The sequence below is a fragment of the Staphylococcus equorum genome (genome assembly GCF_029024965.1).
GTDB lineage: Bacteria > Bacillota > Bacilli > Staphylococcales > Staphylococcaceae > Staphylococcus > Staphylococcus equorum.
The window spans coordinates 1457665-1474436 of record NZ_CP118982.1 but is presented as its reverse complement, the minus strand read 5'-3'; the positions used below and the strand labels follow the sequence as shown (position 1 = coordinate 1474436).

General features: G+C 31.2%; 16 protein-coding genes. 4 read left to right on the top strand and 12 right to left on the bottom strand.

The window, feature by feature from the left end; all coding sequences use genetic code 11:
- Window positions 1–2: 2 nt before the first annotated feature.
- Both PYW44_RS07205 and PYW44_RS07200 read left to right on the top strand, forming a co-directional pair.
- On the top strand, window positions 3–623 hold the full coding sequence (locus tag PYW44_RS07205) for a 5-bromo-4-chloroindolyl phosphate hydrolysis family protein (RefSeq protein ID WP_002507636.1): 621 nt from the start codon (window positions 3–5) through the stop codon (window positions 621–623).
- A gap of 28 nt (window positions 624–651) precedes the next feature.
- Complete coding sequence (locus PYW44_RS07200; protein WP_064782939.1) at window positions 652–1785, top strand: toxic anion resistance protein; 1134 nt, start codon at window positions 652–654, stop codon at window positions 1783–1785.
- Between the two features lie 173 nt (window positions 1786–1958).
- Here the strand turns inward: PYW44_RS07200 and PYW44_RS07195 are convergent, their stop codons facing one another.
- The 6 genes from PYW44_RS07195 to PYW44_RS07170 form a co-directional block, all read right to left on the bottom strand.
- Window positions 1959–3488, bottom strand: coding sequence for a BCCT family transporter (locus PYW44_RS07195; RefSeq protein WP_021339165.1), 1530 nt, complete (start codon window positions 3486–3488; stop codon window positions 1959–1961).
- 644 nt (window positions 3489–4132) lie between these two features.
- Window positions 4133–5476 carry a branched-chain amino acid-like transporter carrier protein BrnQ3 gene (gene brnQ3 / locus PYW44_RS07190; RefSeq protein ID WP_071665250.1) on the bottom strand — a complete coding sequence of 448 codons (1344 nt, stop codon included), beginning with the start codon at window positions 5474–5476 and terminating at the stop codon, window positions 4133–4135.
- Between the two features lie 124 nt (window positions 5477–5600).
- Window positions 5601–7490 carry a vWA domain-containing protein gene (locus tag PYW44_RS07185; protein WP_064782936.1) on the bottom strand — a complete coding sequence of 630 codons (1890 nt, stop codon included), beginning with the start codon at window positions 7488–7490 and terminating at the stop codon, window positions 5601–5603.
- 12 nt (window positions 7491–7502) lie between these two features.
- On the bottom strand, window positions 7503–8294 hold the full coding sequence (locus PYW44_RS07180) for an ATP-binding protein (RefSeq protein ID WP_002507631.1): 792 nt from the start codon (window positions 8292–8294) through the stop codon (window positions 7503–7505).
- A gap of 190 nt (window positions 8295–8484) precedes the next feature.
- A complete protein-coding gene (locus PYW44_RS07175; RefSeq protein ID WP_021339169.1) occupies window positions 8485–8688 on the bottom strand; it encodes a DUF6501 family protein in 204 nt (67 codons plus the stop codon).
- Between the two features lie 18 nt (window positions 8689–8706).
- On the bottom strand, window positions 8707–9519 hold the full coding sequence (locus tag PYW44_RS07170) for a VOC family protein (RefSeq protein ID WP_064782934.1): 813 nt from the start codon (window positions 9517–9519) through the stop codon (window positions 8707–8709).
- Window positions 9520–9725: 206 nt separating this feature from the next.
- Between PYW44_RS07170 and PYW44_RS07165 the strand changes: the two genes are divergently transcribed.
- Window positions 9726–9926, top strand: coding sequence for a hypothetical protein (locus PYW44_RS07165; RefSeq protein WP_064782933.1), 201 nt, complete (start codon window positions 9726–9728; stop codon window positions 9924–9926).
- A gap of 481 nt (window positions 9927–10407) precedes the next feature.
- On the top strand, window positions 10408–10644 hold the full coding sequence (locus PYW44_RS07160) for a hypothetical protein (protein WP_275113465.1): 237 nt from the start codon (window positions 10408–10410) through the stop codon (window positions 10642–10644).
- 252 nt (window positions 10645–10896) lie between these two features.
- Here the strand turns inward: PYW44_RS07160 and PYW44_RS07155 are convergent, their stop codons facing one another.
- The 6 genes from PYW44_RS07155 to PYW44_RS07130 form a co-directional block, all read right to left on the bottom strand.
- Window positions 10897–11685 carry an ATP-binding cassette domain-containing protein gene (locus PYW44_RS07155; RefSeq protein ID WP_226957231.1) on the bottom strand — a complete coding sequence of 263 codons (789 nt, stop codon included), beginning with the start codon at window positions 11683–11685 and terminating at the stop codon, window positions 10897–10899.
- A 67-nt stretch (window positions 11686–11752) separates the two neighbouring features.
- Window positions 11753–12316, bottom strand: a complete 564-nt coding sequence (locus PYW44_RS07150) for a dihydrofolate reductase family protein (protein WP_021339173.1) — start codon at window positions 12314–12316, stop codon at window positions 11753–11755.
- A 283-nt stretch (window positions 12317–12599) separates the two neighbouring features.
- A complete protein-coding gene (locus PYW44_RS07145; RefSeq protein ID WP_064782930.1) occupies window positions 12600–13607 on the bottom strand; it encodes a Gfo/Idh/MocA family protein in 1008 nt (335 codons plus the stop codon).
- Between the two features lie 38 nt (window positions 13608–13645).
- Window positions 13646–14788, bottom strand: coding sequence for a Gfo/Idh/MocA family protein (locus PYW44_RS07140; RefSeq protein WP_021339175.1), 1143 nt, complete (start codon window positions 14786–14788; stop codon window positions 13646–13648).
- Window positions 14788–15675, bottom strand: a complete 888-nt coding sequence (locus PYW44_RS07135; RefSeq protein WP_021339176.1) for a sugar phosphate isomerase/epimerase family protein — start codon at window positions 15673–15675, stop codon at window positions 14788–14790. The genes PYW44_RS07140 and PYW44_RS07135 overlap by 1 nt, the downstream gene beginning before the upstream one ends.
- Window positions 15676–15798: 123 nt before the next feature.
- The gene (locus PYW44_RS07130) at window positions 15799–16665 is read right to left on the bottom strand and encodes a sugar phosphate isomerase/epimerase family protein (protein WP_021339177.1); all 867 of its coding nucleotides are present in this window, start codon (window positions 16663–16665) and stop codon (window positions 15799–15801) included.
- Between the last annotated feature and the right edge of the window lie 107 nt (window positions 16666–16772).

The following is a 16772-nucleotide window of genomic DNA, read 5'->3' as shown; positions in this document are numbered from 1 at the left end:
GTTTGAGATATACTATTTCACGTATTTTTGGGACAATTATAGCTTTTCCAGTAGCAGTTATCGCATGGTTTACTAGTGTTTTTGCTCTAGATATTTATGTTATATTTGATTTTCTTATTTCTGCGGTAACGTTTTTGGCAATTTACTTCCCTACTCAACGTTTAACTTCTAGAAAATATTTAAATGAAATTGGTCTGTCACGTCGTGATTATCATTTTGTAAATAGCCAGTTAAATAATGCACAAGATAAGATTAGAAGAATTTTGAAAACATTTGTAAATGTGAGATCTATTAAAGATTTTAAACAAGTGAATGAAATATACCGAATTTCTCGTGCAATTTATTTTGCAGTGAAACAACAACCGGGTTCATTTTTCAAAGTAGAAGGTTTCTTCTATTCACATATTGATAATGCATTGAATTTAATTGAAGCATATACAAGATTGTCTAAGTCACCTAAAAAATCTAAAGAAGAAAAACAAAAATTAGAACAAACAAGAATTACTTTAGACGAAGTGAAAAGAACTTTAGTTGCTGACTTGAAGAGAATTAATAACGAAGACTATAGCCAGTTAGATATAGAGATGGAATTAAACAAAATGGAACAGAAAAGAAATAAATAACATAGAATTAAGAATGGAGAGAAATTGAATGGCTAAAGAACAAGATTTTTTAAGTTCACATCCATTGGACAAATATATTGATGAACAGTCAGCTAATCAAAATGAAATAATCAATAATAAAACACAATATACTCAAGAGGAACAACAAAAAATCGATAAGTTGAGTGAACAAATAAAGCCAATGGATAATGATGGTTTACTGAATTATGGTACACAAGCACAATCAAATATGTCGCAGTTCTCACACCGTATTTTAAATGAAGTTAACACTACAGATGTTGGGCCTGTCGGTGAATCTCTGAATGGTTTAATGAGTAAATTAAAATCAGTTAATCCAGAAGAACTTAATCCAGAAAATCAATCTAAGTTGAAACGCATATTTAAACGCACGAAAGCATCTGTTAATGAAATATTTTCGAAAATGCAGTCTGTAGGTTCTCAGATTGATCGCATTTCTATTGAGTTAGATAAGCATAAAAATAACTTAAAAAAAGATATAGACATGTTAGATGAATTATACAATATGAATAAAGATTATTTTGAAGAATTGTCTTTATATATTGAAGCAGCTAAAAAGAAACAGCATGCCCTACAACAGACTGAAGTGCCTAAACTTAGAACACAAGCAAAAGCGACAGGTAATCAAATGGATGTGCAAGCCGCATCTGATATGGAACAATTTATAGATCGTTTAGATAAACGTATTTACGATTTGCAGTTATCAAGACAAATTGCAATTCAAACAGCGCCTCAAATACGTATGATTCAAAATGTAAACCAAGCTCTTGCTGAAAAAATTCAAAGTTCAATTTTAACGAGTATACCGTTATGGAAAAACCAAATGTCTATTGCGTTAACATTGATGAGACAACGTAATGCTGTATCTGCTCAAAAGGCCGTTACAGATACTACGAATGACTTACTATTAAAAAACTCTGAATTATTAAAACAAAATGCATTAGAAACAGCTACTGAAAATGAACGTGGTGTCGTTGATATCGAGACACTAAAAACAACACAAAATGATATTATCGAAACAATTGAACAGACACTTCAAATACAAGAACAAGGCCGTACTAAACGTAAGCAAGCAGAAACAGAATTAAATCAACTTGAATCAGAATTACAAAATCAATTGTTAGATATGAAAGATAATAAATAAGATTTTTATTAACAAAAAAAGTAGATGGAATTGGGCCAGAAAATCAAAATTAGATTTCTTCCCCATACCCATCTACTTTTTCTATATGCATTAAAAAATACCATTCTATTAGATTAAACCAATAGAATGGTATTTTAATTTTGAGATTAGAGATTTTATTCTAATCTCCCTATTTAATGCTTACTATCTTCTGTATGTTGAGTTGTTGATTTTTTAATTAAATTATCTGTATCGTCAACTGTGTCTGTAGATTGAGTCGTTACTATATTTTGTTCAACAGCAAGTTTGTGAGCAATTTTCGGTGCTGTCCAAACGACAGGGAGCATTATAATCGATATAGGTACTGCCGTTACGATTATAAAGGACTGTATTGCGCTAATACTGCCCTCGCCAATATTAATAAGAATAATTGAGATTACACCCATAATGGCAACCCAGAATAATCTGATGATTTTAGGTGGGTCTCCCTCGCCGGTAACTGACATAGAAATTGAATATGACATTGTATCGGCAGTTGTTATCACAAATATAAGCGTCAAAATGAGTAAAGCTATAACTAGTACGTTGCCTAAAGGTAATTGTGTAGCAATTGAGATAACTGCTGCAGGTAAACCATTTTCAGATAAAGGATCGCTAATTGAACCGTTATTTTTAGATTCATAAAACAAGCCACTTCCACCTAGAATAGAAAACCAAAAGTGAGAAACCACAGCTGCTACGACTGAAACAAGTATGAAGATTTCTCTAATTGTACGCCCTTTTGATACACGGGCAACTAACATAGCCATCAAAGGACCATAGCCTATGAACCAACCAAAGAAGAAAAGCATCCATGCGCCAGCCCATTGATTATCACCTCTAAAGGTACTGATTTCTAAGAAATTAGTGATGTATGTTCCGTAAGAAGAAATAAATGTATCAATAATAAAGCCACCAGGGCCTATTAATAATATAAAGACGGCAAGCGCTATTGCTAACCATATATTTAGTTTGCTAAGAAACTGTATACCTTTATCTATTCCTGTAGTTGCAGATATAGATACTATGACCATAAGTCCTGCAACAGATAAGACTTGAGTAATAATGTTATCTGGAATACCAAAAATACTATGTAACCAGTAACTAAATTGAAAACCGAAAAATCCAATTGTTCCAATTGTTCCAGCTACTGCTCCTAAAATACAAAAGACATCTATCATTGAGCCTGTCTTTGTATGTTCAATCTTTTCACCAAATACTGGGTATAAAATTGTTCTTGGACGCATTTTCATCCCTTTATTATAATGTGCATACATGATTATAATGCCACTTACAGCACCGTAAACCGCCCATGCTGTAAAGCCCCATGATGTGAAACTTTGGGCCATTGCTGCGGGTATAGCTGCTGTACTACTATCTTTGATACTTGAATCCATAGTTGGTGGCACATCAATAAAATAATACATAGGTTCAGCAGCAGCCCAAAATATAGCGCCTGCGCCTAATCCTGATGTAATCACAATTGCTGCCCATCTGAAGTAACTCATTTCAGGTTTAGAAGCATTTCCGAGTCTCACACGGCCATACTTTGAAAAAGCTAAAACAGCACCTACTGCAAATGTTGCTAGCAATAAAACTTGCCAAAATGCACCAAAATATGAAATTGAAAGTTCAAATCCTTTTTGCACGAAATCCGAAGTTGCTGTAGTAAATAGTGATGACATAATTACAAATAATACAAGTACGCCACCGCTAATAAGAAACACTGGCCAATCTAGTTTATCTTTCCAATAAGAAAATTTAATGTTATTCTACTCCTCTTTTTAGTTTCTCTCTATTTTTCTTTATATTAAGTCTTTTATAATAAATAGTTAGCTTTTTCAATACTTATTGAAATGCTTACGAATATCATTGAATATTGTTTTAGAATTCAAGATTATAAGTATGAAAATGAAATCTCACGCTATAGCAAATGGTGTTTTTGTGAATATGAATACGTGTATTTACCATCTTTAATAAAAAATATGTAAGTCTATTTATGATAGTGACAAGAGACTTACTATCGTCACTGACGAAACACTTGAAGTTAAGATTATAGCCCACTTCTTCTTAGTAATCAATTGGACTTTGCAAAATTGTTATAATTTTTAAGATTAAATAATTATATATTAATCATGCACTTGGAAAATTCACCATCTTAAAAAATGATTTTTTGAATTAAATTAAGGTTCCCAACACCAAAATAAAAGTGTTACACATAAAAAATCCCTTCAAAGTAGTCACTTAAAAAAGTGATTACTTTGAAGGGGTTGATCATTACAAAAATGTTGCATTTAAATATTGAGCAGTATCTACTTAAATGAACTTTTTAATCTTTTTCGTAAACGATAGGCTTTTGATTTTTAACCATGGTAGCTACAATATAACCTATAATTGTAGTTACTATAGCAATTGGGAACCATTCTAATGAATAGTCTTTTAAAGGTAAGCTATCAATAAAGCTCATTTTTATCCAGCCTTGTGTGTGTACTACACTTAATATTGAAACAATAGAAACAATCGCAACTGGAATTTGTTGTGCAATTGGCTTAGTTGGTACAAAACGTGCAATCAATATCAGCAATACTGAAGTGATTGCTACTGGATATACAATGCTAAGTACTGGTACAGACATTGAAATTACTGAATTTAGACCTTGGTTTGCTAATATAAAACTAATTAGAGTAAAACCAATTACATACATTTTATAAGAAATTTTCGGTAAAATTCTATGGAAATATTCTGACACTGAAACGATTAAACCACATGCAGTAGTTAAACACGCAAGTGCAACAATAATGCCTAATAAATATTTACCAAAAGTTCCAAAACCTACACCTGCCATTGTAGTTAATAAGTATGTGCCTATGTTTTGATCTTTTGCTGTTAAACTAGCAATTTTTTCTTGTGATACATCCATGTGATTCCCTATAAAACCTAGAGAAATATAGATGAACATTAAGGCAATTGCAGCGATTAGACCAGCTAGCAATGTTTGCTTGAATATCTTATTCGCGTTTGTAACGCCTGTCGCTTTTACAGCATTAACTACAATCATTGAAAAGGCAATTGCTGCAATAGCGTCCATCGTCAAGTAACCATTCGTAAAACCTTGTGAAAATCCAGCAAAGCCAGAAGTAAACGCTTCGGCAGATTGACTTGGAGCATTACCACCAAAATCTACAAATCCTTTAATGATCATTGCTAAAATAGTAACAAGTAGTAATGGTGTTAACAATGAGCCGATACGATTAATCATTTTACTAGGGTTGATACATAAATATAATACAATTAAGAAATAAATAACTGTAAATATAAATAATGCTAAACTACTATTTGTTTGTGCAATCGGTGTAACAGTCATCTCAAATGATGTTGATGCTGTACGTGGAATTGCAAATAACGGACCTATTGTTAAGTATATAATTACTAAGAATACTACTGAAAACTTCGGTGAAATTTTATTTAATGAACCGATGTAGCCTTGTTTATCTAACGCTCCCACGACAACGCCTAACAACGGTAATCCGATTCCAGTTAATGCAAATGCTAAAATGGATGGCCAGAAATATTCCCCACTATCTAAACCTAAATTAGGTGGGAATATAAGGTTGCCAGCGCCAAAGAACATTGCAAACAATGTGAAACCTATAATCCATGTATTTTTATTCATATGACGTTCTCCTTTTAATCCAATAAAATAATATTACCTATTCTATCACGTTTAATTAGATGCCGTCTATATAAATTTCAGAATATTTAAATATATAGCGATTTATTTATAAAAATTAGTCTAGCTAAAATGATTTTAATAAAAGTTTTTTCAATAATGGTGACAAATGACTTGGCAAATTTTCTACGCCTTCTACAAAGATTGCATACTGACCATAAATATTATGAATCGTTTGTTCAATGTCTTCTGTAATAGGTTCCTGACTTAAAAATACATTGAATACTTCAATTCCCATTTTTCTAGCGGTTTCAACAGCTTCATAAGTGTCTAAAATACCATCTTGACTATAATTATATGCTGAAGGTTCACCATCTGAAAATACAATTAGAAAGCGTTGGTTATGCGAACGACGCATTAATCGTTCACTCCCTATTCTAATTGCTACGCCATCTCTATTATCATCTTGAGGCTCTAATGCCATAATTCTAGGTCCATCTTTTTCTAAGGTTGAGCGGTCGTATGAAATGATTTCGTCAATAATATTAGGTTGATTTGCATCATCAGCATCGAACGCGTCTTCGTTAAATGCAAGTATCTCATGTTTAACATTTAATGATTTTAAAGTTTCATGGAATAGAACAACACCCTTGATGGTTTCTTCCATCTTATCTTGCATACTTGCAGATGCATCAACTAACAATGTAAAAGTAGCATCAAAGGATTGACTTAAATCTTGTTTCTTATAAAATAACTTATATTGATCATCAATAAACCAATTAAGTAGATTTTTCTGTAATCTTCCTTTAGTTAAATTACGACGTTCATCTTGATATTCTCTATCAATTGTTTTCTTAATAATTTGAATTAAATCTTTTGTTTCAAACTGAACCTCAGATTCAACGTTATGATAATCATTGATATATTGTGGTTCAATGTCTGGGATATTCCATTTAATCTCTACATTTTGATTGATACCTTTGAGTGCGAACGCTTGATTATGACCGACAGAACCACCTTCGTCATCTTCAACATTATCAGTAGATCCTTTGCCCTTTTTTGTTTGCATATCAGTCATATCATCGCTCGCATCGCCTTCACGTGCGGTGTCATTATCTCCCATGACATCACTATTTTCACCTTCATGCAATTCCATTTCTAAATAAGCGCCACCTTCAGACGCACTATCTTGATTATTAGATTCCATTTCTTCACTTACAACTTCTTCATCGTTTTGTTCATCAGACTGTCCATCTGAGTTACTTGCATCAGTTCTCGTTAAATCCTCAAAATTAAGTTCTTGTATTGCTTCATAAACTTTTTTCGGTAAATGATAATATTCATTCAACATATCTTCTTTTAAAATACCATCAATTTGATACATGATACGTTCTGCTAAATACATGTTATCTTCAGACGTTTCATTATAGAAGAAATTAGGTAAATATTGATACATATGATTTAAAACATCATCAATTTGAGGGTGTATTTGTGGTACATCATAAAAGTTTTCTGTTAAAAAAGATGCTTCTAGATATAAAAAAAGTAAGTCTGTAAAGGTTGTTTTAGTTTTATAAACTTTGATTTGTGTCTGAGTATAGTTCAATCTGACTTCATTACGCATTTGAATTATAGGTTTTGTAGATGGACGTAATTGTACTATGGTATTTAATACACGTTTGTCTTCTAATAATTTGAAAAGTTGTTGGAAGAATTTAGGATGTTGAAACTCACGATTATGAATGACTTCATTAACAATCTTTTCATCCATCATTTGATAGCCATAAGTAGCAAGTAATACATCTGATTTTAATCCAGTTGATTCTATTTCTTTGCTTCTATGTGACCAAAATGAACTTGTAATTAGCGTATGGTTGATAGGATCATAATATGGAAATTTTTGAATCTTAACATGTGCTTGTTCATTTTTCAGTAAAAGACGAGCTAAATCTTGTAGCATCATGACTTGCTTTGCATCAAGCTGTTCGTCATTAAATTTTATAAAACGATCACTCATGGTTATCCCTCACTAAAAGTTTAATTCTACTGCGTTTTTAATTGCTTGTTGTTCACGTTCATCTTCTAATTTATCTATAATCGTACGTTGTATCGCACGTTCTATTGGCATGATGGTTGCTAAATCACTCAAATCGATTAGTGCTCGAATACTTGCTGCTTCTTCAGAAATTTGACCTTGTTTTGTCATTGTTCTCAAATCTTCATTGAATTTTATAATGCTTTGGATAACAGCATCGTCTTTTAACTGACTTTGATTTTTAATAACGTCACTTAAAATATCACCATCAATATAATCTACTTCAATAACAACGAAACGGTTTTTTAATGCTTCATTCATAGGTAATGTACCAATGTATCCTACGTTTATTGCTGCAATAACATTAAAACCTGGTGCCGCACTTACAACTTCCCCGGTAAATGGATTTGTTAATTTTCTTCGATAGTCTAATACACCATTTAGTATTGGAAGCGTTTCTGGTTTCGCCATATTAATCTCATCGATATAAAGAATATTTCCTTCTTTCATAGCTTGTATGACAGGTCCGTCTATAAAGACAATTTCCTGTGATCCATTTTCATTTGTTTGTATTGTTTTAAATCCTAATAAACTTTCTGCATCTAAATCGACGGAACAGTTAATTTGGTGCATTGGTCTATTTAAAGTTTCACTTAATGTTTCAGCGAGTTTCGTTTTACCAGAACCTGTTGGTCCTTTTAACAGTATATTTTTATTTAATTGCATTAATGATTTGGCATCATTAAAAACAGTTTCATCTCTATTAATATATTGTGCGTTTGTCATTTTTAAATGTCTCCTTTGGCATTTACATGTTTGTCTGATAATTGTTAAAAACCATTAAAAATAGACTGGGACAAGAATACATTATCATATTTTGCCCTAGTCTATTTTTAATAAGAAAATATATAAACTCACAATCTATTGTGAGTAATTGTTCGTTGCTTTCATGGTTCAATACGATATATTTAAAATATTATACTTCTTTAAAATACTCTTTATAATATCCGCCAACTAGACCAGAGTTATCGATGATTTGATAATATTCTTCGGTTTCATTAATAACGTTATATTGCTTTCCTACTGTTAGCATATCAGATACCGTGAATTTTTTCGCTTCCGCATGTTCAACTTCGACTTTTTTAATAGGTGTATTTGTTTTCCAAGTTTCATGTAACATAATTATAAAAACCTCTCTTTATTGTTTTATTTCTAAAGTTAAAATAAATGTGATGCCGCTTTTTTCACTAATTCTTAAAGAACGTTCACCATCTTGATCTAATGTTTGATAAGGAATCCCAATGACTTCAAGTTGTTGTAATGCATTTTGAAAATGTGCTTTTGATTCAGTAGCAAATTCAATTTGTTCAACTATACCATGTTCAGGCATTTTAACTTCATCTTTTGCAGCATAGATATGTAGCTCGCCACCTAGCCCACCGTCTCCAATACGAAATACTTGTACTTTGTAATCGGCATCGTCTGTTGGTACGTATTCAGCAAAATGTATGAGTCCAAAAACTTTAGTTAAAATAGATTGCGTTAATATGAGTTCATTAACTTTCAATATGACAGGTCCTAAACCTTGGATTTGGTGTAACGGATTTACAGTACTTTCAAATGATGGCATACCTAATGGTGCTCCAGTATTATGTTCGTTTGAGTAAATATTAAAAGTTTGATCATTTTGGTCTTTAAAATCAAAATATTTATGACCATTTAAATCTGTAATTCCACCATGGTTAATGTGTTGATTATCTAATACTGATTTATACTCATCCAGACCTTCATCACTTGGTACGCGCAAACCAATATTATCTATATGATTATTATTGTTAATATAGTTAGGTATTTCTACGAAATGTATACGTGTACCAGAATTAAGTTCAGCATCTCCAAAACGTAGCGCTTGCCCTTTGTTTGTCACATTGAGTCCGAGTATATCTTTAAATAAAGTTTTAGTTTTTTCTAAATCATTTGTCCCTGTAGTAACACTTCTAAGACCATTCATTATATTAACCCCTCTATTCATATCTTTTCAACTAATTATAACTTACTTTAAGTATTATTTGTATGATGAATAATGGTTTTACAAAATTATAACGATTATACATTGGACGAATTAAGAAAATGTATTAAAATGTATCTATATCGTGATTTATTATTGTTCATGACAAATTTGAAAATAGATTTATTGAATTAGAAGGAGGTTTTAAAATGTTAACAGTATGGGTTGTATTTGGTATCACTGTGCTTATAGCAGTGTATTCTGGAATTACTTTCTTTTCAAATATAAATAATAAAGCAAAGCAAAAAAGTGCTAATGCTAAAAGTGTTAAGAAAAATAATATCTATGGCGTAGTTTTCTTAGTATTTTTAATTCTAGCTATTATTGAGCTTTTTGTGTATATAGCTTAATAAATTTACATTTTTTAAGACATGTAAATTTAATCGAGATTATTGGAGTTAAAATTTAAAATAACATGTAGTTGTTATACTTGAATAATAAAGCCATAGTAAAATTTAAAAGGTTTGGGATAAAATTATCTCATGCTCTATTAGGAAGCCCAAATCTATTAGAAAAACTGATAGATTTGGGCTTCCTATTTAATTTTTAATGATAGTAAAGCGTCTACTTGTTTTCGTATAACTAAACCCTTTTTGTATTAACAACATTTACTTATCTTATTGCCTATTGAAAAAATATTTGATCATTTGAAAAAATATAACTATATATATAAAAGAATGGATGCATAACATTATAAAGTCTAGGTTAAATATATGAATGGAATCCTTATTTAATAGATATAAAATACTGCTTATAGGTGGAAGAGTCCATAATATCCATTGCAAAAATGAAAATTGTTCTATTAATAAATCCTTGGTAAGTGTAACAATTATGATAAGTATTGTAAGAAGCCAATTAAAGTTTTTACTAGCAATTTTTGTATTTGTTACAAAAGAACCTAATAATATCCCAAATAAACCCATTAATATATGTGTGATTAAACCTATGGAAATTAAATTTAATGTAACATCTTTATTAAAAACATGGATTAATAATGGATATGATAGTGAAAGTAGTATTAATAAACAGCTAACTAGAAAAAGATATAAAACTTTAAGTTTTAAATAATTGTTTTTAGATCTTAATTGGATATATAAAATATAGCGTTCGTTAATAGTATCGTGCTTGAAATTAATAATTGTAAGCCAAGTCATTATAAGAAATAGTACAATTGATGTGGAACCATAACTAGATAATACAGGGACATCTTTATAGATATAGATGCTTATTAGACATAATAAGTAAATAAAAATAGGTGGTATAAAAATATAAGATTTTAAAAACTTTAAATTTTCATATTTTAAAAAAGTAAGTAGCATATTATAAGTCCTTTACTTCTATAATTTCATAATTATAATCTATTAAATTTTGTATAACTAAGTTAGATTTTGATTTATATACTTGTATCGCTAACTTATTGTCGCTAATTTTTATTGTAGAAACTATAGAATCTTCATTATTTGCCATAATTAAGTTGTTGTGATTTTGTTTATGGCTTTGCACAATAATTAATTTCTGCGTATCTTGCTTAGAGATGGATTTAAATGTGTAATCATCTAAATTGAGTATATGAGTGACTACAGTATTTTCAAAATTGTAATCATGCGCTGTTAAAATAATTGTTTTCGTTTTAACTAATTGTTTTAAATGATTTATAAATCGTTTTTCTGATTTATTATCTAGACCTGAAAATGGTTCGTCGAAAATTAAAATGTCAGCATCCGCTAATAGACACTGTATAATATTAACTTTTTGTAATGTTCCTTTAGATAAACGATGCAACTTCAAATCTTGAAATTCAGTTAAATAAAATAAATCCAAATAATTTTGCAGTATAGTATGTACTTGTTTTTTATTAATTTGATCATTTGAGTTAATTATGAATAATAAAAATTGTTTTACTGTTACTTTAATGTTTTTAGGAAATGTATCCGGGGCATAGCTAATTTTAGAATCAGTATAAATATTGCCGTTACTTGGTAACTGTAATTTGGAAATAAGTTTTAATGTTAAGCTTTTACCCACTCCATTTATTCCTTTTACTAAAGTTATGGAATTTTTGGGGATTTTAAAGGACAAATCATTAATGATTAGATTTTGGTTAAGCATTTTTGATACGTTTTTAGCTTCAATCGCTATGTGCACTGAAAATCATTCCTTTTTCTATAAAAGTTTATTATTTACCTTTGCCATAAATGAGCTGTACGACACCACTTTGATAAGTATGTGTTTTTAGCAATGACAAATTCAATCTCTGACTCATATTTTCAAATAATGGTTTTCCAGAACCTAACACTACAGGGTGAATAGATAAACGATACTCATCAATTAAATTATTATCTATAAATGAGGTGATAATACTAGACCCACCATATAACCAGATGTCCTTTGTATGGGCTAATTTGATTTGTTCTACTGACTTGATAATGTCAGGATTATTAATAAATTCAGTTGTTGTTTGATCGGGAATATGTTGACGTGTAAATACATATTTCCTTTTGCTATGAATATTGTCCCACATCAACTGGTCTCCATTGATATTATCATCTGCGTGCGGTTGGAACGTTCCCCATAAGTCATAGCTTTTTCTACCATAAATAATAGCGTCTATTTGGTTTAAAAATGCATTGAAATTCATTTCTGGATCCATGATGCACCAATCAATTTCACCATTGGCCCCTTCTATAAATCCATCTAAAGTTACAGCAAGATCTAATATGATTTTGCTATTATTGATCATAAAAGGCACCTTCATTCATTAAGATATATTATTATATATTTATTGTAATGAAGCTTAAATAAAAAAACAATCATTCTATATTCCAAGCAAACATGTACTTTTAAAATCAAAAATGTTCGAATAAAAAGGAGCAAGGTAAGAAATCAAATTTTGGTTTCTTACCCTGCTCCCACATTGCTGAATTAATACAGACCACTACAGTGAAATATATTATTTACATTTATAAAATAACATGTTGTATTTATGTCCCTTGCGCTGAATAGATCTTTAAGGTAGTGAAAATTTAATCACTGGCAAATGTTACGGTATGATTTGATTCAGAAGACATTTGAATTGCATCTATCATAGCTATGGATGCGAGTGCATCATCAGCATGTACATAATTTTGCGTATCGTAATGTATGCAGTCATAAAATTGATTAATCAGTTTACCATGACTTGGTCCATAATAAGATTTTGTTTTAGGTGCTTTAGCATCTTCTATAACTTGTATTTTATAACCGTCTTCATTTACGCGTGTCAGAATATTATCCTTAATTGTGAATTTTTCATTTTCAAAGATGACTTGAAGCTCAACACTAGAATTTCCAATACTGGCATTTGTAGCGAAAAACATGCCATTTGCTTTATTTTCAAATTCTATATGTGCTGCTGCGGTATCCTCTACTTCAATATCGTAATCTAATAGTTGTGAGACATTGCCTTTAATAGACGAGATTTTGCCGCAAAGTAATTGCATTAAATCAAGTGTGTGAATGGCTTGATTGATTAACACGCCACCACCAGCAGTGTCCATCTTACCGCGCCAAGGTTTCTCTGTATAATAAGCTTCAGGTCTAAACCAAGTTACGAGACCTTTTACGCCGATGATGTTGCCATGTTTACCACTTTCGACGATTTGTTGTAGTGTTTGAAAGGTGTCGTTATAGCGATTCTGAAAGCAAATACCAATTTTTATTTCTGGGTATTTACGTTCTAATTTCACTAATTCAAGTCCTTCTTTGGCATTAATTGCGAGTGGTTTTTCTTGAAGCACATGAACGCCTTTTTCGACACAAGTCGTTGTCGCTGATAAGTGTAAATAGTGAGGTAAACAAATATGAACACAATCTAACGCTTCTGAATCTAACATTTCATTTAAATCTTTATAAAAATGAGCATGAGGCACTTTATTTTTAAATAATTCATTTTCATCACAAACTGCTACTAATTGAGCTTCTGGATTATCATCAATCGCTTGAATATGTACTTGAGCGATATCACCTAGTCCAACAATTCCAATTTTAAGCATATGACCATCTCCGTTTATTTATGCTTTTATGAGTTAATTTATTGTTCTGATTGAATTTTTTCTTGTAATGCATTTTTAAATTCTGTTGGATCTACTGGTAGTGATACCTCTTTGCCTAACCAACTTGAAAGGTAAATGGCATTTACGAAGTTAACACCATTAATACCGTCACTGCCTGGGGCAATCAATGGTGTATCATCGATAATATTAGCTGCAAAGTTTTCTAATACGCTGATGTGTTGTTGACCCCACACACTTTCAAATTCAAATGTTTCTTGATCATAGATATCGTCAAAACCATTGCCAGTGAAAATTTTGGCAGCATCTTCCCACGACATATTACGATTCATATCTGTTTCAGAATCTTTTAGGCGAGTCAGTGTAATTTTTTTACTATCTTCTACTAATATTTTACCTTTATCGCCAGTGATTTCTAAACGGTCTGTTCCGATAATGTCATGTGTACATGTAATGAATACACCTGTTGCTCCGTTGCCATAATCTAATATAGTTGTTACATCATCATCGACGTTTAATTCTCTTTGGTAACCATATTTGACATTTGAAAATACTTTTTCAGGTAAGCCACATAACCACTGGAGTAGATCGATTTGGTGTGGCGCTTGGTTTACTAAAACACCACCACCTTCTCCATCCCAAGTTGCTCTCCAAGAACTTTGATCATAATATGCTTGTGGACGCCACCATGTAGTGATAATCCAATTTGTACGACGAATTTGACCAATTTCACCATCATCAATTAATGCTTTAACTTTTTGATATAAAGGGTTAGTTCTTTGATTAAAGAAAATACCAAATGTTAATTCCGGTTTAGAAGCTGCTAAATCACTAATTTCTTTAACTTTTTCAGCATAGATATCTGCAGGTTTTTCTAAAAGTGCATGAATATCTCTAGACAATGCTTCTTTGCCTATTTCTGTATGGAGGTAATGAGGCACTGTCGTAACGACTGCATCTACATCACCACTTTCTAACATATCAATATAGTTGTCGTAGAATGGTACATCAGGATACTTTTCAGCACTTAACGCTTTTTTCTCTGGATCAATATCACATATTGCACCGATTTCTAGTTTATCTACTTCTCCGCTATGAATAAAACCTGCATAAGTACCACCTTGTGCACCTAAACCAATAATTCCTAAACGAACTTTTTCCATTATGCATTCTCCTCTTGTTCAATATTAGATAGTATTTTAAGTAAAGCTTCATATTGCATTTTATATCCTTCAGCACCATCTTTAGCTACTGTGTTTTGGATTGTCTCTGTGGAATGTTCAAGTTCTAAATCTTTAAGTGAATCAAACACAACGAGATGAGGTTCTAGTGTTAAAAAACCTTCGTAGCCGCGGTCGATTGCTTGTTTAAGTATCGATTCAATTTGACCATCCCCCGTGCCACATAAGACATTGACGCTATCTTCATAAACAGCATCTTTAATATGAATATATTCAATATGTGGAGTCAATAATTCATAACATGCTTGTGGATCCTCGTCACATTGAACAAAATTTGCGAAATCAAAGATTGCCTTAAAATGTTCTGAACCGACTTCATTTAAAATAACATTGCAACGTCGAGCAATATCCCCAAAGATATCTTTTTCATTTTCATGAAGTAATATCACATTATATTGTTCAGCAATTTTGGCAAATTGCTTTAATTTAGCAATGACTTCTTTTTCATAATCATCAAAATTATCTTCTTTTGGTATATAAAAACTAAATATTCTAATGTATTTACAATCTAAAGCATTTGATATTTGGCATAATGTTTTTAATATTTCTAATTGTGCTTCAAAAGCGGCATCATCATTAATATAAATTTTACCGATTGGAGATCCAATGGATGAAACACCAATGTTCCATTTTTCCAACCTTGGTAAGACATCTTTTTGTATGCTTTCAACTGAGTATTTGCTAATATTTTCACCATCAACACCGCGCAGTGAGATATAGCGCATACCTAATTCACTGACAGTTTTTAACTGAGTATCTAATTCTGATGATATTTCATCAGAAAATCCTGATATTGCGATATTTTTCATTATAAAAATACCTCCATTTTTAATAAATATAACTTAACTTTTATAAAATAGTTAATTGCAATCGCTTACATAATTTTGCTTTAAAAAGCACCTATCAAGGTGTAAATAGACGATTAATTTAAATTAGAACCATGTTTTATAACCTAAATCAATTAAGTGGTCACGACTTGTGATTAAGCAATCATAGGGATCGGCACCGTACAATTCATCTTGCTCAACAAAGAAATATTCACTGCCACTTTCAAGGCCAGCTTCTATGATATCTCGTAAAGGTAAAGTACCTTCACCAAGTTCAGCAAATTGTGTAATCATATGTAGCATATAATATACCTTCTCAACGCCTTCTCCAGGGTATTGGTTCCAGTCAATTTCTCCAATGCGGTAATCTTTTAAGTGAATGGCACGAATACGGTTTGCGTATGTTGGTATGAATTTAGCTGGGTCTATACCAGCGCGCCAAATCCAATGTATATCTAACTCAAAGCCTAAATGTTCAGTATTATCACGCATTAAATCTAACATGAGCTCTCCATTATAACGAACGAATTCTATGTTATGCGCATGATAGTATAGATCGATGCCATGTTCTTTTAAACGTTTAGCATATTCCTCACAGATTTCGGCAAATTTAAGCGTACTTTCTTTAGAACCCATATAATTCATAGGAAGCATGCCAATACGTAAAATTGTACAATCTACAGCTTTACAATCTGCTACAATTTTATCAAAATCATTTTGTAATGTATCACCTGGGTATTTTTGTTCTTCAGAAATATCTTCAACCCCGCAAGACATTGCTGCGATATTCATGCCAAAATCTTTAATTGCACGTTGCATTTCAGTAATGTTCTGTTCTGTCATTTCTATTTGAGATACTTCAACAGCATGGTAGCCAAGCTCATTTACTTTATTTAAAACGTTGTATATTCCATCTTCAGCTACCTTATCTTTAAGCATCATCATTTGAACTCCAATTTGTGGTTCAGTCATATAAATCATCCTTTCAATTTAATATTGCTTTAGTGTTATAATTTAATTATATATTGAGTGAAAATTAACAACATTGTAAATAAAGGGAAAAAGATTGTTTTTTGAGT